The 18,266-nt window shown below is 57.8% G+C and carries 13 protein-coding genes; 1 reads left to right on the top strand and 12 read right to left on the bottom strand.

Annotated elements, in window-relative coordinates; translation table 11 throughout:
- Nucleotides 1-44: 44 nt before the first annotated feature.
- From EDF70_RS26220 to EDF70_RS26230, 3 genes are all read right to left on the bottom strand, one after another.
- Nucleotides 45-1,388 carry a VpsF family polysaccharide biosynthesis protein gene (locus EDF70_RS26220; RefSeq protein ID WP_132279998.1) on the bottom strand — a complete coding sequence of 448 codons (1,344 nt, stop codon included), beginning with the start codon at nucleotides 1,386-1,388 and terminating at the stop codon, nucleotides 45-47.
- 1 nt (nucleotide 1,389) lies between these two features.
- The gene (locus tag EDF70_RS26225) at nucleotides 1,390-3,534 is read right to left on the bottom strand and encodes a GNVR domain-containing protein (RefSeq protein ID WP_132280001.1); all 2,145 of its coding nucleotides are present in this window, start codon (nucleotides 3,532-3,534) and stop codon (nucleotides 1,390-1,392) included.
- 123 nt (nucleotides 3,535-3,657) lie between these two features.
- Nucleotides 3,658-4,872 (bottom strand): GNAT family N-acetyltransferase, encoded by a 1,215-nt coding sequence (locus EDF70_RS26230; protein WP_132280004.1) that lies wholly within the window; start codon nucleotides 4,870-4,872, stop codon nucleotides 3,658-3,660.
- Nucleotides 4,873-5,109: 237 nt separating this feature from the next.
- Between EDF70_RS26230 and EDF70_RS30465 the strand changes: the two genes are divergently transcribed.
- Complete coding sequence (locus EDF70_RS30465; protein WP_245519371.1) at nucleotides 5,110-5,571, top strand: hypothetical protein; 462 nt, start codon at nucleotides 5,110-5,112, stop codon at nucleotides 5,569-5,571.
- 94 nt (nucleotides 5,572-5,665) lie between these two features.
- Here EDF70_RS30465 and recQ read toward each other — a convergent pair whose 3' ends face one another.
- The 9 genes from recQ to EDF70_RS26280 all read right to left on the bottom strand — a co-directional run bounded on the left by recQ (nucleotide 5,666) and on the right by EDF70_RS26280 (nucleotide 17,615).
- Nucleotides 5,666-7,483, bottom strand: coding sequence for a DNA helicase RecQ (recQ, locus tag EDF70_RS26240; RefSeq protein WP_132280007.1), 1,818 nt, complete (start codon nucleotides 7,481-7,483; stop codon nucleotides 5,666-5,668).
- Nucleotides 7,484-7,680: 197 nt separating this feature from the next.
- Nucleotides 7,681-9,336 carry a thiamine pyrophosphate-dependent enzyme gene (locus tag EDF70_RS26245; protein ID WP_132280010.1) on the bottom strand — a complete coding sequence of 552 codons (1,656 nt, stop codon included), beginning with the start codon at nucleotides 9,334-9,336 and terminating at the stop codon, nucleotides 7,681-7,683.
- A 130-nt stretch (nucleotides 9,337-9,466) separates the two neighbouring features.
- On the bottom strand, nucleotides 9,467-10,291 hold the full coding sequence (locus EDF70_RS26250; protein WP_132280013.1) for an MBL fold metallo-hydrolase: 825 nt from the start codon (nucleotides 10,289-10,291) through the stop codon (nucleotides 9,467-9,469).
- 53 nt (nucleotides 10,292-10,344) lie between these two features.
- Nucleotides 10,345-11,367 (bottom strand): sugar phosphate isomerase/epimerase family protein, encoded by a 1,023-nt coding sequence (locus EDF70_RS26255; RefSeq protein WP_132280016.1) that lies wholly within the window; start codon nucleotides 11,365-11,367, stop codon nucleotides 10,345-10,347.
- A gap of 84 nt (nucleotides 11,368-11,451) precedes the next feature.
- Nucleotides 11,452-12,390 carry a myo-inosose-2 dehydratase gene (iolE, locus tag EDF70_RS26260; protein ID WP_132280019.1) on the bottom strand — a complete coding sequence of 313 codons (939 nt, stop codon included), beginning with the start codon at nucleotides 12,388-12,390 and terminating at the stop codon, nucleotides 11,452-11,454.
- 39 nt (nucleotides 12,391-12,429) lie between these two features.
- Nucleotides 12,430-12,912, bottom strand: coding sequence for a hypothetical protein (locus EDF70_RS26265; protein WP_132280022.1), 483 nt, complete (start codon nucleotides 12,910-12,912; stop codon nucleotides 12,430-12,432).
- A complete protein-coding gene (locus EDF70_RS26270) occupies nucleotides 12,909-14,030 on the bottom strand; it encodes a ferritin-like protein (protein ID WP_132280025.1) in 1,122 nt (373 codons plus the stop codon). The genes EDF70_RS26265 and EDF70_RS26270 overlap by 4 nt, the downstream gene beginning before the upstream one ends.
- Nucleotides 14,031-14,116: 86 nt before the next feature.
- Complete coding sequence (locus EDF70_RS26275) at nucleotides 14,117-15,991, bottom strand: GMC family oxidoreductase (protein ID WP_132280028.1); 1,875 nt, start codon at nucleotides 15,989-15,991, stop codon at nucleotides 14,117-14,119.
- Nucleotides 15,992-16,172: 181 nt separating this feature from the next.
- On the bottom strand, nucleotides 16,173-17,615 hold the full coding sequence (locus EDF70_RS26280; RefSeq protein ID WP_132280031.1) for a glycoside hydrolase family 15 protein: 1,443 nt from the start codon (nucleotides 17,613-17,615) through the stop codon (nucleotides 16,173-16,175).
- Nucleotides 17,616-18,266: the final 651 nt, after the last annotated feature.

Genomic DNA, 18,266 nt, shown 5'->3' on the forward strand with positions numbered 1-18,266 from the left:
ACCGGATATACCCCGGCAGTACTGTCGTTGATTGAGCCGCAAATTCAAGTTTGCCGGGGGCCGAACCCGGAGTTTCTGGCCATCTGGTTAACGGGCCGCGGCTGCCGCTCCGAGCCCGGATAGTAGAGACACAGGATGATGAAGCAGAATTTGCTCAACAGGGTCGTCTTGGACGAGATCGTCTCGGCGGACATCATCACCAGCAGCCATACGGCCATCGGCAACCATGTGCCGGGCAGGCATCGCCGTGTCAGTTCATACATGAAAATGGCAAAACCCAGCGCCATCAGCAGGGTGATGAAGGCGCCCTGATAGAGGGTCATGCGGATGATCGGGTTTTCGATACCCCATTCGAGGCCGTGCATTCTGCGCACGGTATCGAGCAGATCGAGGTCCGGGCCGACGATCAGCTCGTGAAGAGTGAAATACTGAAACAGCTCCAGCATCTCGATGCGAGAATTGGCACTGCCGCCATCGGACAGGAACCGTTCAAGCAACGCATCAAAAAAACCGTAGGCTGCCAGACCGCCCAGAACGACCGGAGACAGCGCGACCAGCATGATGGTGACCGCTGCCGCCGGCAGACTGACCCGGCGATGGCGCAGGGTGCGATAGGCACGGCTTATACAGTAGGCGCTACCGAAAACGATGATGGCCACCATCGCCGTTCTTCCACCAAAGGCGACAAGTGCCGCACCTTGGAGAGCGATCAGCGCGAACCGCAGACCATTGGGGAGGCTTCGCGCGCCACTCAGCAATGCCGCGACGTAACACGCCGTGACAGCGGCATTGGTCAACGGATGGCCATGAAATGCCGATGAACGCAGGTCCGTTTCGAAGGCCTGCCCGTCGAGCCGAAACGGGAAAAGCAGGTGCTTGGTCGCGAACTCGAACAGCGCCAGCAGCGCGTTGAGCGTCATCATCACATGCAGAAGCTTTTCGAGCCTTGCCATCAGCGCCCTGTCCGCATCGGCAAGCAGGAGAACCAGGAAGGTCGCGCCGAGATAGGTATCGACAAGACCCGCCATATTGGGGCGTTGCCTCAGGATCACAAAAAGCAGAACCATTGCGGCGATGCCGGCCATGAAGGCTGCACCGGGCCGCTGGTTTGCCAAATGAACACAGAAGCCTATCGGATTTCCATAAACACAGCTGCGCCAGGCGAGAATGAGAAAGACCAGATATGTGGCGGGATGGATCTTGCTGATGGCGCCGCCGGTGAGGCCCTCATAATTGTAACCCAGCACCCAGAGCATGCCACCCGAAACCATGAACAGCATGACCACTGCGGCGGTCAGTCCATATCGGCTGATCATATCGATACGAGCAACGACGGGTTCCGCGACCAACCGTTTACGTTCAACGAGACGGTTTGAAGGAGGGGCCATGTCAGCCCCTCAGGCCTGCATCGATCAGCAGGGAGCCGGTCAGCGGCGCGCCCATGATCACCATCGATTGGGCCATTGAGACTGCGTTGCTCAACGGGGTTACGTTCAGCTCGGCGATCAGCAAAACCTCGCTCGCAAGTTCCGCAAGCGGAATGGCCCTGAGGTTCTCGGACAGGTTTCCGCCATCGATAACGACAGCATCGAACATGCGTGATGCCCGGCGCAGCATCGTTCGACTGGCGATACCTATGGTTTTTTCGTTGAGCAGATCGTGAACCTGGCCACGCCCCATATAGGCAATGTTCTTGCCGAAACGGAAATGGATCACGTCGTCAAAATCGGCGTTTCCGGCCAGAACATCCGTCAGGCCCGGATCACGCGCGCCGACGCTCATATTGGCGTCGACGATGAGGATCCGCTCGCCGCGCGCAGCAAACGCCGCACCGAAAAGGCCGGCGATACGCATTCTGTGATCTTCATCCTCAGATCGCGACGTCAGCACGATTGCAGGTGCCATGCCGCCATGCGATTGCCAGCGCTCGGAATCGACAATGCTGCGCAGCGCAAGCCCGATCACACCATCGGTCTTCGGACTACCGGTCATCATCTGTTCGGCGCCGTCTTTGGCCTTCGCGCGACGGACGCGGCGCCTGCCGGCACCACCACCGCCCGGCACAATGCCAAGCAGCGGAATATTCAACGCGGATCGGAGTTGACCGCCCGAAAGGATCGTTGGCGAATTGTATTCCGCAAGCAGCGCCAAACCCGCGCCAAGTCCCAGCCCGCCACACATTGCCCCCGCCAGCAGGAATGACAGTGGCGGCCAGCTTTTGCGCTGCGCCGGCATGGCCTGCGTAATGATCCGCGCATTCGTGGTGTCGACATGGACCTGCTCTCGGGTCTCCTGCACACGCGTCAGATAATTGGCATAGATCGAGCGCACGGCTTCCAGATCCCGCTCAAGTTCGCGCAGCCGCACCGATGCCTGCGAGGTCGAGAACGACTGGCCCTTGAGCCCGCCAACCTTGGCGGCAAGGGTTTTCTCATTCGAGACGGCACGCTCATAATCCGCAATCGCAGACGCTTCGATGCGCGAAAGCTCCTGCGTGATGAGAGTTTGCAAGTTCCGCATTTGCGACTGGGCTGTCAGCATTGCGGGATGGCGGGGACCGAGTTGCGCTTCCAGGCTGGTCGCCCGGTTTTCAAGCGTCGCCTGATGGGCACGCAATTGCGTGAGCACATCGGATTGCATCGCTTCCGCCGCGACGTTTGCGGACGTCCCCTGCTCGCGATACATTCGGATCTGGTCAACGCGTGCCTTGAGGGCAACGGTGTTGCTTTGCGCCAGCGCCAATTGCGTGTTGATCTCGGTCAGATCCTGATCGCTCAGCAAGCGCCCGGATGTCATGACCATGTTATTGTCGAGCTTGTATCGCTCGACCGCATTTTCCGCGGTCTCGACCTGGCGGCGCTGTTCCTCGAGCCTTGCCGACAGGGCGGACGAGGCTTCGCTGGCGGATTGGGATCGTGCCTCCGCCTGATCTGCGAGGTACGCGCTTGCAATCGCATTGGCGAGCATCGCCGATTTGGCCGGACTTTTCGTCGTAACCATAATGTCGATCACGAGAACCTTGTCATTGCGCTTCACCGACATTTTTCGGCGTAAAGTATCCAGCGTTTTGACCGTGGCGACATCGCTTCCCACAACCTGCCGGTCTTCATCACTCAAGGCTTCGACATTGCCCCCGGATGCACCGAGCAATCCGGCAGAGTTGAACTCCGGATCACGCGTCAAATCCGTGGCCTTGATGGCCCGCAACAGCACATTGGTCGACTGTGCGACCGTGACCTGACTTTCGACCTGCGCAATGCCGCCATCCGGCGAAATGCTGCTGGGGTTTATGTCGTTGGTGATGACCTGCCGGTCGCGAGGGTCGATGATGATTTGCGCCGTGGAGCTGAACAGTGCCGGCGTGAGCAGGCCATAAAGCATCACTGCCAGCGTCAGCAAAGCGGCAGTGCCAAGGATCAGGCCACGACGATGCAGCAATATGGATTTGAGATCGCCCAGCTCGACAGTCGATCCACCATCGAAACTTTGGTCCGGCTGATATGGCTTGGAAGCGACATGCAAAACATTGGACATAAAAATTCCTAACGCATGTCAGGCTCGATCATACAATCCTGAGTTATTGCTCAGATGTCTAAATTTTCTGTCTACTGTATGAGGCCAAATGCTGCCGATGTGTCATTTGAAGCCATCGCTTCTTTACACTTCAGGTTTGCTTCGCGAGCGGCGCATTCGGCGAACAAACTGCACGCATGACCGTAGTCGATTGAACAGGGCAGGATTATTTTTCAGCGTCCGCTTCGTGGCCGACAAGGCATGCAAGATCACGATGGCCGAGCGCCCCTTGACGGTGAGCCCTTGCCACAAGGCGTAGCGCTCCTGTCGTTGTCCGCCAAAGCCGGTCTTGTAAGACAGCTCTCCAACAGAAAAATCGATGACCTTCAAATCCTGCTGCCGCGACCACTGGATTACGCGTGCGATGATTGCCATGCCGGGCGAACATGCTTGCCAAGGGCCACCTGCCATCGTCATGATGGTCAGGCAAAAACTGCGGCCGTCGACAAGGCCGTATGTGGTGGCAATGCATTCGTCGCCGACAAAAAGTCCGAAAACGCGGGCTGGCCCCTTCCCTTCCAGACCGGCAACCGCGGCACTCCTGTAGAAGGCCTGAACGTCCGGCCGCGTCAGAAGATCGACCCGACCCATCTCCTGAAAGCGCTGCAGACGTTGTGAAATCATTGCCGGGATCAGGACGTCCAGCTCGGCCTTCGTGGTCGCCGCGACAAACCGCGCCTCACCGATCTCGGCTATTCGTCGACTGGAGGTTTTCAGGATGCGGCGCGTCTGATTGTTGACGATACGATCAACCACCGTCTCGAATGCGCCATCGATCGGTGCCTCGAAACTCGGTGATATGCTGACATGGACATCAGGGAGCGACAGGAGCGGATTGGCGGCCTCGCCGACTTTACTAATGATCTGGTCCAAGCGAATGAAATCAGCTTTCGGGAGAACAGAAAGGATTGCCTCCCATAAGGCTGGGCCGACATCGGCTGGAAAAACATAGTCGGGGGCAAGCAGCGGCGCAGTGATATCGCAGACCCCGAGCCCGAAATATTCAACGACGCTGTAGCCGCTTTTCTTTCGCAACACGAAAGGCAGCAACATCACCGGCGCTTCGACACGCGGATCGGTGATCTCGACAACAAAGGGAAGGGTGTCCGACCCTGTCGCCAGATTTGCCCGGACCTGCTCAGCCCAGTCATATTGCTGGAATAGGCTGACCCAGCCTCGATCCTCCATATGCCGCCAGAGCTGCTCAACCTCGGCGAAATCATCGTATCGGCGCGCCGTAAATCCTTCGGCGCTCGATGCCTTTGGCGAAACATGTCGATGAGGCTGTATAGCGATCATATCCTGCTCCACGAAGAATTCATCGCGTATGAATTACGGCGCCTTTGATGACAAATGATGAAGAGCGAGACGAAATACTTGCGGTCATAGCAGTTCGGCCAACAGAGAAAATCTCGTACACAGTGAGGTTGGCTCAGGCATTTCAAAGGGAATTGCAACCAATGGCGAATGGGGGAGTTTGGTCCGTACGGCACCATTCACATGCCTGAACACATGACCCGAAAAGGATCCACGCACATGGACGACATGAAGGAATTCGCCAGAAGCTCGAACGGCGACAGTTGGTTGCTTGAGCAGCAACACGGCTCTCGTGACGCCATCGTCGTCCATCGCGGCAACCCGCCTTCCGGTGGACACGAAACCCGTATGCCCGCGCAGGTGTTTCTCGACCGCAGGCCCGCAACACCGGAGCAGGATGCATTGCGCCGCATTCTCAGTGAAACCGCTCACACACCTCAGTCACAGCACGACGACGAAACGCGCGAAGATGGCAAGACGCCATCTCTTCTGCTGGCAGAGGAATATATCCGGTTGGGCGGCAAACGGCGCGCGAAAGTCGATGACAACATCGTCAGCACACGTGACTGGGAAGGCGACACACAGGAAGCTGCCGCTTTCTGGAATGAAAAAATCCAGCCGCTGGAAGACAAGAGCCGACGGGAAGTGGAGTTACATCTTCCATCAATCAGCGACGTCTAGCGGGCGAGACTCGACAGGTGTTTCGGTTGAGACAGAGGTGTGACAACTCCGGCTTCTAAAGCTGCTCCAAACGGAGAAGTGCTGAAACCCGCAGCTATTCAGAAATGGCGGCCAGAAAATCGTCGCCGTAACGCTTGAACTTTGTTTCTCCCACGCCCGCGATACCGAGCATTTCGCGCTCGTTCGTCGGGCGCTCTCGTGCAAAGGCCACCAGCGTCGTGTCCGGGAAAACCATGTAGGGCGCGATGCCGGCGTCTTTCGCGATCTCCAGACGAAGCTGCCGCAGGCGTTCGAACAAAACGGCCTCAACCTCCGAAAGACCGGCTCTGCTATTTGCACCCGCGCTCGATCCTCTTGCGGCCTTGCGATCGGCGCGCGTCTTGTCCCTGCGGAAGATCACCTGACACCGCTTCTTGAAAACGTCGGCAGCGCTTTCGCGCAATATCACCGCGCCAAAATTGCCGTGGTCGATACCGATGTGATCGAATGCCAGCAATTGCCGGAAAACCGATTGCCATGTCTGCACCGAATGGTCACGACCGACCCCAAAAACCGGGAATTCGGTATGGCCGAATTTCTGCGTCTTTTCGGTAACCTTTCCGATCAGAACATCGATGAGATGTCCGGTGCCGAACCGTTCGCCGGTCCTGTAGACGGCGGCGAGCGCCTTGATCGCCGCATCCGTGCCGTCCCACTGTTCGACCGGTTGCCGACACGTATCGCAATTGCCGCAGGCCTGCCCATAACGTTCACCGAAGTGGGACAGGATGGCTGTGCGCCGGCATCCCGCGGTTTCGCATATGGCCAGCAATGCATTCAGTTTGGACCGTTCGATGCGCTTGGTCTCATCGGAGGATTCGGCATTCTCCTCGATCATCCGGTGCCGCTGGACGATATCCTGCATGCTGTAGGTCATGAAGGTCGAGGACGGCAGGCCATCACGACCCGCGCGGCCTGTTTCCTGGTAATAACCTTCGACGGAAGACGGCAGATCGAGATGCGCGACATAACGGACATTGGGCTTGTTGATACCCATGCCGAACGCCACCGTGGCCACGAGGCAAAGCCCTTCCTCCATGCGGAATGCTTCCTGCACCTCTGTCTTGAGGGCGGGATCCATGCGAGCGTGATAATAGCGGGCCCGGAACCCTTGGTCATTCAGCCAGTTGCAGGTCTCCTCCACCTTGTTGCGTGAAAGGCAGTAGACGATACCGCTCTCGCCCTTGAATTTGTTCAGAAACTCCAGCAACTGCGCGCGCCCGTTCGAGCGCTCCACGATTTCGTAATAGATATTGGGGCGATCAAAACTATCGACAAACACCTGCGCATCGCCGAGATCGAGCAGCCTGATGATATCCTCGCGCGTATGCGGATCGGCGGTCGCCGTCAGGGCAATCCTCGGCACACCGGGGAAAAGTGCTTTCAGGCTGCCAAGCCCGAGATAGTCCTTGCGGAAATTATTGCCCCAGGTGCTGACGCAGTGACATTCGTCGACGCATATCAGCGAAACCTTCACCCGGCCAAGCATGGTCTGGAATGACGGCAGGACGATACGCTCGGGCGTTACATAAAGCAGCTTCAAGCTGCCGGCATGCAGCTGTTGCCGCACCTCGCTGTTCTGTTCGTCCGTCTGCCCCGAAGAGAGGCAACCGGCCGCAACACCGAGCGCTTTCAGATCCTCCACCTGATCATGCATCAGCGCCACAAGAGGCGACACGACGATGGTCAATCCATCGAGGCAAAGCGCCGGGATCTGGAAGCACAGGGATTTTCCCTTGCCCGTCGGAAACAGGACAAGCGCATCGCCGCCGCGCAGGACAGTGTCGATAACCGCCTCCTGCTGTCCGCGAAAGGTCTTGTAGCCCCATACTTTTTCGAGTGCGTCTTTGGGGTGGGCATAAAGGCTTTGCATCAGGCTCTCATTTCGGCGGACGTCAACGGCGCTGTTCAGCGCGTGCAGTCATCAGAAATTCAGGTCGGCGGGCGAAGATTCGCCGCCATGAGGATCATGTTACTGATCTACAGCGCCCATACATCTGTTGCAAATCCAGAACGGCCGGTTTGACACCCGACGGCTGCGAAAAACCGGAAAACGGGAAGGCGTTACGACTAATTCTCCTTCCACCTTGCATTATCGGGAATTGACCAGCTTGGCACCACTACCTGTATGATTGAAGGGCTATCGAGATTGGCCAGCGCTCCGATGACCGCATCCTTGAGGTCGCCGTAGGTGCGCGCCTCCCATCCCTTGCAACCGAAGACATCGGCAAGCTTGCTGTAATTCCAGCGATGGAGGATGCAGGATTTGTGGAACGGCTTCTTCGTCGCGAAGACCGATGCATCGGCGAGCCACTGCTCGACGCCATAAACCCCGTTGTCGATGACGAAGATGATCGGGTTGAGGCCGAAACGGGTTTGTGTCGACAGGCATTGCGCAGTCATCTGGAAACCGCCATCGCCGGAAAACACGACCACGCGCTGGGACGCGTCTTTCGCAAGACTGGCGCCGGTAGCAGCCGCCGCCATGTAACCGATCGTCGAATAGGAGGACTGGACGATGAAGCCGCCGGGCGTGCCGATCTTGAGCAGCATGCTTCCGAAATAATTCAGGCTGGCATCGCTTCCGATGATCATGTTCGAATCGATGTAATACCGGATAAAATCGTAGAAACCCTGATACGAGATTTCGTCCGTCAGGCTGCCGGGCACCGGCTCGGGAAACACATATTCCGGCAACGGGTCGCTTCTGCATTGTATCGGCGCCTGAAGCAGACCGTCGATCAGATCCGCCAGTGAAACCTGCGCATTAAAAACGGCACCAAATTTGAACGTGTCGAAGGATGCAAAAGCGGTCTTGGCGAAATCGATCGGCCAGCCGAGGTCGTTTATGTCGGTCAGCCAGACACCGAGGCCCAGCGCGAAATCGGATTTTTTCATCAACTCCTGCACGGCAGGCGATGAAGATCGCCCGTCGAACACGCCGGCAAACTGGGCATCGTTTTCCGACAGGACAGCCTTGCTCATAAACTCGGTGACATAGGGGATATGCAACTTCTGCATCAGTTTCTCGACTTCTGCCTGAAGCCCGAAGCGATCGATCTCTATCCCGATCCACAGCAGCGGATTGGACGCCTGCCGCAGGCTTTCGCCGATCTGCGCGATGGTCTGGGACAGGCTGTCCGGGTCGGAAATAACGGGGGCCGCCGTCAAAGTGCCGAGAGGCTGCGGGCAGGCCAGGTCCACCATATCCTCGAGCAGTTCGATATAGACGGGACGCCGCTGGGTTATGCATTGGGTCAGCGCGTAATCGATCTGCATGGGGGCGATCTGCGGACTATCGATCCTCACCGCAGCGGCGGTGATATACTCGAAAACCTGCAGATCTGTCAGGTGGTTGGTGATGAAGTGATGGGCGCTGTAGCCGGTTTGCTCGAAGGTAAGGGCCTTCTTGATGCTCGGCGCGCCGGCAATCAGAACGACAGGTACTTTCTCGACAAAGGCGCCCGCGATTGCATTGGTCGCAGACAACGAACCCGCGGAATAGGTGACGCACAAGGCACCAATGCCCTTGAGGCGGGCATAACCATCGGCGGCATAACCGCCGTTAAGCTCGTTGACCTCCTGGATGACCTGGATGCCGCCTTGCTCGACATAGTTATCCACCCATTCGATCGAATAGTCGCCGGCGATGGAAAACAGATGCTGCAGACCGAGCTGATGAAGTCTGTCGACCAGATAATTTCCCACTGTATATGTATCGGTCATGCCCGCCTGCTCCTCTTCTTGAAAAGATGAAAGACATCAGCGGGCAGCGCTCCCTCATGGACACCCGCCACGCCCGTAATCTTCTGTATGTTGCATGTCATCACCGCAAAACCGCTGGCCGCGGCATGCGTCAGAACTGGCGCGCGTTGCCGAAAAGGCGCGGCATGTAAATGTTGAAAATCGCCGGGCATTTTCGCTCGGGATAATGTGCGATCATGAAGTGCTTGAAATCGTCGTTCACGAGTCCCGTGCCGACCGCATCCATGGCGACGGTCAGATACTCTATATTCCGCGCCACTTCGTTTCTGTCGGCCGGCACTCCGTGCCCTGCAAGGAACAGATCGAAATCGCCCAGCAGGATTTTCTGCAGAACCTTGATCCAGTGTTCCATGGTCTGGGTGAGATAGAGATGGGTGCCGCTGTAAATCAGATCCTGCAGGATGATCACACCGAGATCGGGAAGCGCGATGGTGAGCAGAAAATCGATCTCCGTATCCACCACCTGGTCGAAGACATATCTGACCCCGTCGATCGTCTCCTCTCCGGCAGATACGACCTCTTGCGGCATCGGCACGCTGTCAGGTGCGAGATTGCCCATTTTCCAGTGGTCCGCAAGCGACGTTGCCCCATCCTGCTTGAGAAATTCGATCGTTTCGGCGAGCGCATACATCGGAATGTCGCAGAATGCTGCAGCCAGACCAAACCAGTGATCCGGATGACGGTGGGACAGGTAGATCCGGTCGATAGGCTTGCCGAGACTGTCGGCATAAGCCCTGAATTTCAATGCGTACGGAACGAGAAACTGCCCGTCGATGAGAACCAGCTTGTTCTCGCTTTCGATGATGTGCGTCGCATTGGCGATGTTGTCTTGCGTATATGCGGAAATGAAGGTGTGAAGCCGCACCCCGCCCACGCGTCGGGCGATGATGATCGGATCAGGCAATTGCGTTACCATGAACGTATCTCCCTCTTTCGAAAATCCGAGCTTTGGCGCAAGCCGTTCACCTATCACGGCTTGACCGAGGAACCGTGCGCGGTGAGCTTGTCCTGCAATGTCTTCAGGCCGATGAGCGCAACGTCATAGGCGCTGTCGCGGCCTTTCTCCGGCGCATCTTCGCCCGGCCGCCAGAACCGCCTGCGTGTCATCCTCATCGAACTTTCGAAAGGCGGGATCGCGTTGAAGACTTCGACCAGATAAGGTCCGGCATAGGCCGGCTCGATCTCGCCGAGCATGATGTCCCAGGGGATCCAGCAATCCTGTATAGCGCCACGGTCCGGGGCCGAAATATGGATGTAATTGAGCTGGTTCCTGGCGATCGCCCGCGCCACATTGCTCCTGAAGACCGCAGGCCCCTGGCTTTCCATCACCACCTGAGCGGTATCGATCGTCACGCCGCAGGCCGGTATATTGTGGGCATCCAGAAAATCCAGAGCATCCGAAACCATGGTCGTGCCGGGCGTTTCCCAGTTCTTCACCGGCTCGATCGCGAGCGTCACCTTTTTCCGATGCGCATAATCGGCCAGTTCGCGAAAGATCGGAGCCGCCGCCGCATAACGTGGCTTCAGCCAGTCCTGAAGTGCGTCGCTCCAGATGCCGTCTCCGGAATCGGTCGTCGGAAAGACACCGTATGGATAGAGGAACGGGCCGGACATGATTGATCCGTCTCCACCCAATGCCCAGGTGATATCGACACGCGATTTCAGATAATCCAGCGCTTGCCGACGTTGCTGTTCATAGGGTGAGGTCGGATCGAAGGTGCGGGTCGTTCCGACATTGGTCGTGAACTTCTTGTCCTTGAAACCGGCCTTGTCGAAAGCAGCCTTCAGGCGGCGATAGCTGGCAAGTTCGACGGCATGGTCCAGCCCGGCCGGCCCGCTGGCGATATGCAGATCGAAGCCGGTATAGCCCATGTCGCTCAGGGCCCGCAGATGCCCGATCAGGATCTGGGTATAGGCCGTATCGTCCGGCTTCAGGTCTGCCGTGAACATGAAGAAGCTGAAATAGATCTCTCGGGTGTATGGCGCCGTCATCGTCATCGCTCCAGCTGTGGGAATGCTTTGAAACATGACCGATCCGGGGAACCATTGTGGATCGGCCTCAATGTCCTGGATGCGCTACCAACCGAGCAATTTGTGCAGATAGGCCCGGCCCATCTTTGCGTATTGCAACGGATTGGCCTTGGCTGGATCCTGCTCCGCTTCGACGCAGATCCAACCGGCGAAATCTGCGGCGGCCAGGGCATCGAGGATTTGCGGAAAGGTCTGGATGGAACCGTCTCCGGGCACCGTGAAAATGCCGGCTTCGATGCCCTGCTGGAATGACAGCCCCTTGGCATGGATGGCCGCGACCACGTCAGCGCGGATGTCCTTCAGGTGAACATGTTTGATACGTTTGCCATAACGTTTTGCCAGCGCCAGCGGATCGGCTCCGGCCGCAGCCTGATGCGCGGTATCCAGAAGCATGTTGACCAGCGCCGGATCCGTCTCATCCATCAGCCGGTGGATCGCTTCCGTCTTCATCACGCCGGTGCCCAGATGCGGGTGATAGCAGAGCCGCCGCTTCCGCGCCTTGGCCTTCGCGCCCGCCTCATGCAGACCTTCGATCAGACGTTTCCATTGATCATCTGAAAAGTCCGGGCAATTTGGAAACAGCGCGATGGGCTGGGGATTGGCGGCACCGCCAAATTCCGCGACCACCAGATCGGCCCGCCGCGGATCGTTGCTTCCGCCTTCCATCGCCTCCAGAAAATCCAGCTGGGCATCGACATTGTCGAGCGTATGCTGCTTCATCGCCTTGATGGTGAAATAGGTGCTGACCCAGGGCTCGGAAATCCGCAAGCCCCGCAATTCCAGCGCCGGCCGCAAAATCTTCGGGTCGGTCGGATATTTGTGACCCACCCCGCAGCCGACATAACCGGCAAGCGCCATTTCGCTCAGGGCCTGCTCATAGGGGATGCCGATATCGATATTGATGAAATCGTCATTCCACCAGAGTGTGGGGATGACACCGAGCCAGACCTTGTCGGGCGTCAGGCGATGCAGGTTCTTTTCCATGACAATTCTCCAGTTTTTTGGCGGCAAACGGGAAGGGCATCAGACTTCGAACGCGGAACCGAGAAATGACGGAATGACGGGCGGCGCGGCCCAGGAGCCATAACCGGGCGCTTTGGCACCGGCCGGATGGGCACCGATCGCCTTCCACAACAGTCCCTCGACATAGGAGTCGGGAGAAATGACAAAATCCCGGTTGGCGGGCCTTGGTCCAAATCGCTGGGTCCAGCTGGATGGCAGTTCGAACCAGCGGCCTGAATACCAAAGCTTGATCAGTGCGCGGGCAACGTCCCCAAGAAGTTCATTTCCCAGCACTGTCAGGCGCAGTGCCTTGGCGCGGCCACCGTCATTCGATGACGGCAGTCCGCGGAAAGCCGCCAGCAAGGCATCGGTCGTTTCCTTGCCGACAACCGTGTCGAGCGTGTCGAGATAACGTTCCGCCAGTCCCGTTCCCAAAAGATCGAAATGAGAGAAGGCCGTCAGTTCGGTAGAGAGGTCGAGAAAGGTTTCAAGACGGCTGCTCATGCGCCGACCTCCACCTTCTGGCCGACCGGCGAGGGAGCACTGTCGCCGCCGATCTCATAGGTCGGACTGCCGTTGACACCGGGTCGCCCCGGCAAAGGATTGCGGATGAGCTCGACGATCATGTTGCGGAACTCGAACATCATCGGCACGGCTTCCAGCAACAGGTTCGGCTTGCCGTTATAGGCGCGCGTCAGAAGGCCGAGGAATTCGCCATAACGGCGATTGAACGCGATCGCTGCATCGCGCAACTGCGACCCCGCCTCGATCTGCGCAACCTTGAGATTTGTCGCGATCGGATAGGCGCCATCCCAGTCGACCGTCAGCTCGGGCCCGGTCGGATGCCCCGGCTTGTCGCCTTTCTGGTAATAGCGGCCCTTGAACAATTCCTGAAACCGGAAGAAATGCGCCAGTTCGTGGTCGTCATCGTCATAGATCGTGTCGCCCTCGCCCTCCCCCTGTTCGGTAACCAGTTCGATGGCGTCGAGGGCGGTCTCGAGGTCGTAAACCGGAAACAGTTCACCGCCACCGGAATAATAATATTCCGAGGTGATCTGCCTTGATCGGTCACCGGTGAAGATCGTCTTTCCAGACTGCCTCGCCTGTTCTTCCAGATCCTTGATGCCCTCGGCGATATAGGAATAGAACTCGCCGATGCTGTAAAAATGCAGGTTCTCATTGCTCGGGTGGGCCCCCAGCATCGTTCCATTCGGCACAGCCTTGCGGCGGATCAGTGCATTGCCCGCCTGCAGATTATCAGGCCGCTCGGCGGGCCGTTCGATTTTCAGAAACGTCTCCAGCGCCTGCCGGCCGAAAGCCTGGATGCCGACTTCGAAGTCGGTTTCCCCGTCCGGCAGATAGGCCGGATAATTGGCCACGAAGCCGGCTCGGGTGAGATCCGGCTTGCCGCCGATGGCATTGAGGATATTGGCTGCAATGGTGAGATGCAGCATCTCTTCCACGACGATCACACGCAGGATCTGTGCCGCGTCCTGATTGATGCCGGGCCGGATCGAATAGAGCGCCGTCAGATAGGGAGGAATGGTGGCATGTTCGAGCTGCATTGCCCGGTAGAGAAACTCCTTCAGTTCGGGAAGCGTTTTGATCCTGTTGTTATCCATGCTCAAGCTCCGTGAAATGGTTCTCGTGGCGGTCAGGTGGCTTTCATTCAGGCGCATGCCGCCGTGCGGCAGCAGCCGCCCGTGCTTCAGTGCAGGCGTTTGAGGATGTCTCGGCCGGTGCGAAAGCACATTGCCGCCAGCGTCAACGTGACATTGGCCGTGCCGATCGTCGGCATGCTTCCGCCGCCCACGAGATAGAGGTTTTCATGGTCCCAGCTACGCTGGTTCTTGTTGACCACCGAGTTGTTTTTGTTCGTCCCCATAATGTGGGTGCCGGCCAGATGATTGCCGCCACGTATGGCATAGCCCTCTCCCTCATAGGCCACATAACCGTAATCGCTGAGGTCGTATTCCGTGTGATCCTCGGCACCGAGGCGCGCAAACACCGTGCGGGAAAAATGGCGGGCATAGGCAGCACCCCGCATGGTGTATTCCGGAACGGTGAAGGAGAGGATCGGCCGCATGTTGCCCAGTTGATCCGTATATTGCGGATCCACCGTGATGCGGTTGCTTTCGACCGGCATGACCTCCAGCATGACTGCCAGCAACAGCTGCCGCGACACGCGATCGATCACGCCGCGCCGAAGATCCGCGCCATAAAGGTTGCGGTCGTCCACCAGTTCCATCAGGTCGGAGGTCGGGGCACCCGTTGCCCAGCCCCATCCATCGTTGTGAATATCGATGGCAAAAGCGGCCTGTTTTTCCCGGAACGGGCCATCGCGCAGATCGACGATGCCACCTGTCGAACTGGTGCCGCGCATCGTGCCGCAGATCTGCGGCATCAGCGCCCAGTTCAGGAGATAGGCATGATCCATGAGATTGCGCCCGACCAGACCGCTGGTGCTGGGCAGGCCGGAAGCCAGCATCAGACGCGCCGTCTCGATGGCACCGCCAGACAGAACGAACACTTTGCTCCTGACGGTGATCGTCTCGTGTGCCCCGGAAGAAGGATCCTTGTAAACCTTCACCTCCAGCGCTTCGACCTTGCCGCTGTCCGGATCGATCACAACCCGGGAGGCGACGGCCTGCGACAGCAATGTGACCCGTGACGGCCCACTTTTGCCGGTATTGGTCGAGAATGCCTTGGCCAGCGTCTTGCCGGAATGATACCGCGCCTGCACGGGACAGAGCGGCACGCAATTGGTATTGCCCTGACAGCGCCCGCCCTCCTCGACCTGATGCGTATCGACGGCACCGACCGGACGGTAGCCCCTGCCACCATCATAGGCCGGATTGGGTATGCCGTTGCGCCCTTGCGGATAGGGCCTGACCTTCAACGGATAGTTTTTCCCGTAAAGCTCGACGCTGGAACCCTCGATACCCTCATTGACCTGCTGGTCCAGGTAAGACAGCGGCAATCCGCGCATGGGAAAGACATATCCGTCGGGAAACGTCTGGCCCAGATAAGTCTGGTCCTCTACATCCGCCGACACACCAATTTCCCGCTCGGCGAAGCGATAATCCTTTTCCACCTCCTCGAAGCTCAGCGGCCAGTCGAGCCCCTGGCCGAACAGGCTGCGCGACCGGAAGTCTGATGCCAGCATGCGTGGCGTCTTTGCTTCCCAATGCATGGTGGTGCCGCCAAAGATACGGGTATAGGTCGTGTCGCTGACATAGGGGCCGGATTGCACCATATACGATGAACTGTCGGTGTCACCCGCGTGCAGCTTGCGTAATTGCGGACTGCGGGGCATGGCCGCATTTGCATTCACCGGAAATGGCGATTGATTGTCTTTCGTTGCAGCGGAATAAAAATTCGTCAGCAGATCGTCGTATCCCGCCAGCGTGCGGTTTGCACCGGTTCCGGCTTCCAGAAGAAGGACGCGCTTGCCGGCTTCTGCGGCCTGCCTGCAAATGATCGCTCCGGATATGCCGGTTCCGACGATGACGATATCATAATCGTCGGAACCATCGACGGTCGTCGGATCGGCCCTCACGGCCGATTCAGGTGGGAACAGCACTCCAAAATCCTCCATCATTCCCGGATGACTGCAGCGGCAGGCCATACGGAGCCACGTTGAAACACGACCATGCCCGGCCGGCTTCCTTGCTTTGGAAACGCCACTGTTACTCAATCCGGGAGCCGGCCGTTGGTTTGTTGGTCACGAAGGAAACATAGACGCGGCAGCCAGGCCCGACCGCCTATGTGGCGGCAGATGCCAGACTGCGAGAGGACTTTGCTTTGGCTTTGCCCGGATCAGCCGGCTTGGCGGCCTGGGCAATACCGGAGCGGGCACGCACGGCCGACAGGAATGCCGCATAACTCCAGGTCAGATTGCGCACGCTCTTCTCGTAACCGGACGTGCCGTCGAACTGCTCGCTCAACTCGTAGTGGTCACTGTGATAGACGATGGCACGCAGCATCGCGTCGGAGGAACTGCGGAGTGCGGAAGCAGCATCGGCAGGCGAAGTGGAGCCATCGATCGACAGCCCTGCGAAAAACGGCTTTGAAAGATCATCCAGCGGGATGGCACCCCGCGCCTCGATGGCATTGGCAAGACGGTACTGAAACTCGGCAAAATTGGCCGTGCATAGCGCCCATGGATGGCCGCCGGTCACGGGAAAAGCCACGTCACCGTCATAATGGTCACCGGGGTAACGTCCGAACAGCGGGCCAAGTCCCTTGCCGGCATCGGCACCGTTGATCGGATAGAAGGTCGAAATCGACGGATCGGCCCACTGGCTTTTGAGAATGGCGGCGGTCGCCAGTATTTTCGTATCGGTCGGATCGATACCGCCATAACAGACCGAGCATATGATATCGATATTGGCGTCATATCCAGGCTGCGCCGCGGCGTCGAGAATGCTCACATAGAGCTGGCCGTTCCAATGCGTGGCAAGCTGAGCTTCCAGCCAGGAAATGGCATCTGCAACGCCTGCGGGAACAGAAACACCGATCGAATTGCTGGAAATTTCGCGAAAAAAGCGCAGTTGTACGGCTCTGGCGAAGAAGGAATATCCAACATATTCCTCCCACAGGTTGGCGGTCATGTTCTGGTAGACCTGCAAAAGGTAGGAAAGATTGGTTTCGATCAGTCGCTTTGCCAGCGGCTGGGTGGCGCTGTCTAGTTGATCGTAGGCGATCAGCAAGGCGATCGATTGTATGGCGGGGCCATCATTCTGTTCAGACCACGGGCGGACCTCGCCGGACACAGTGAAACAGGCATGACCGAGCGTGACACTCGCCGAGCTTTTGGCGTTGTTCTGACAGATAGAAGCGAAACTGACATAGTCCAGGAGAGTAGGTACCCCACCTCCGCTGACGGGAGGGAGATTTGCGAAGGCGATCTCGATAGCCGTGATAGCTCCGTCGCGCACCCAGTTGAACACGTAGTCCTGATCAACCCCCGGCGTATTGGCCGGATAGGAAGGCGCGGCAATGACACAGCCCGCTTTTGAAAACACATCAGGGCTGACAGGGTCCTCGATCACATAACCGTCACTGGTGACGTTCCGCAACATCCGCAACAGAAAATAGCGTGACAATGCAACCAGATCTGTCTGGGCAAATGCGGGTTTCGGCGTAATCGGAGGCGCAGTCGATCCCATCGCCTGACCAATGCCCTTGGCGTGCGTCTCTGTCATTGCAGACTCCAAATTCTGTTGCTTCTTGCTGATCGAGAGAGGAGAAAACGCGGTTTTCCTTTGGGCCGCACGCAACGTCGGCCCCTATAGGCGGATACTGTTCACGGTGGCTTCCATGCCGACGTCGACGAACGTGACCCAGCAGCAGCAAGACTGTTGCAAACGGCTCAAAATTCGACTCAGGCACCAACTATTGGTTGTTCTGTGCGGAGAATTTTACTCGTGCGAACGACCGACAAACTGAACTCAACGATGGAATCGGCCGAGACGGCCGTGCCCCGTCTCTTCTGGAAAAGCCCCCCACGGGTGTCTTGATCTACTTTGCTACATCTCGCCGTCAGGAACTTATACAGGTCTCCCAACCTGCTACATTACCGCCTTCAACATATACTCTAAATTGATTTAATGTAAGATAATGCAACCAAATGGAGAAAGTCAACATGTGACTGTGTATTATTTTTTCATAAGAAACGAGCTGGTTGCCCGTCCTCCACACGGCATGATGCGCTGATCCACGAAATCAGCCGAGGAAGCCTATAAAAATCCAGGATGGGGGCCAATTGGCTGCGACGTCGTCTAAATAGCTCGCGGCGGCTTACCTTGCTTGCTTCACCGACATCGAACGCATGCCGCTTTAACCGGATTTTGGCC

The organism is Neorhizobium sp. JUb45, from assembly GCF_004343585.1.
GTDB lineage: Bacteria > Pseudomonadota > Alphaproteobacteria > Rhizobiales > Rhizobiaceae > Neorhizobium.

Excerpts from the sequence above, each read along its gene's own strand:
- EDF70_RS26220 (WP_132279998.1), bottom strand. The coding sequence starts at position 1,388 with ATGGCCCCTCCTTCAAACCGTCTCGTTGAACGTAAACGGTTGGTCGCG.
- EDF70_RS26225 (WP_132280001.1), bottom strand. The coding sequence starts at position 3,534 with ATGTCCAATGTTTTGCATGTCGCTTCCAAGCCATATCAGCCGGACCAA.
- EDF70_RS26230 (WP_132280004.1), bottom strand. The coding sequence starts at position 4,872 with ATGATCGCTATACAGCCTCATCGACATGTTTCGCCAAAGGCATCGAGC.
- EDF70_RS30465 (WP_245519371.1), top strand. The coding sequence starts at position 5,110 with ATGGACGACATGAAGGAATTCGCCAGAAGCTCGAACGGCGACAGTTGG.
- recQ (WP_132280007.1), bottom strand. The coding sequence starts at position 7,483 with ATGCAAAGCCTTTATGCCCACCCCAAAGACGCACTCGAAAAAGTATGG.
- EDF70_RS26245 (WP_132280010.1), bottom strand. The coding sequence starts at position 9,336 with ATGACCGATACATATACAGTGGGAAATTATCTGGTCGACAGACTTCAT.
- EDF70_RS26250 (WP_132280013.1), bottom strand. The coding sequence starts at position 10,291 with ATGGTAACGCAATTGCCTGATCCGATCATCATCGCCCGACGCGTGGGC.
- EDF70_RS26255 (WP_132280016.1), bottom strand. The coding sequence starts at position 11,367 with ATGACGGCGCCATACACCCGAGAGATCTATTTCAGCTTCTTCATGTTC.
- iolE (WP_132280019.1), bottom strand. The coding sequence starts at position 12,390 with ATGGAAAAGAACCTGCATCGCCTGACGCCCGACAAGGTCTGGCTCGGT.
- EDF70_RS26265 (WP_132280022.1), bottom strand. The coding sequence starts at position 12,912 with ATGAGCAGCCGTCTTGAAACCTTTCTCGACCTCTCTACCGAACTGACG.
- EDF70_RS26270 (WP_132280025.1), bottom strand. The coding sequence starts at position 14,030 with ATGGATAACAACAGGATCAAAACGCTTCCCGAACTGAAGGAGTTTCTC.
- EDF70_RS26280 (WP_132280031.1), bottom strand. The coding sequence starts at position 17,615 with ATGACAGAGACGCACGCCAAGGGCATTGGTCAGGCGATGGGATCGACT.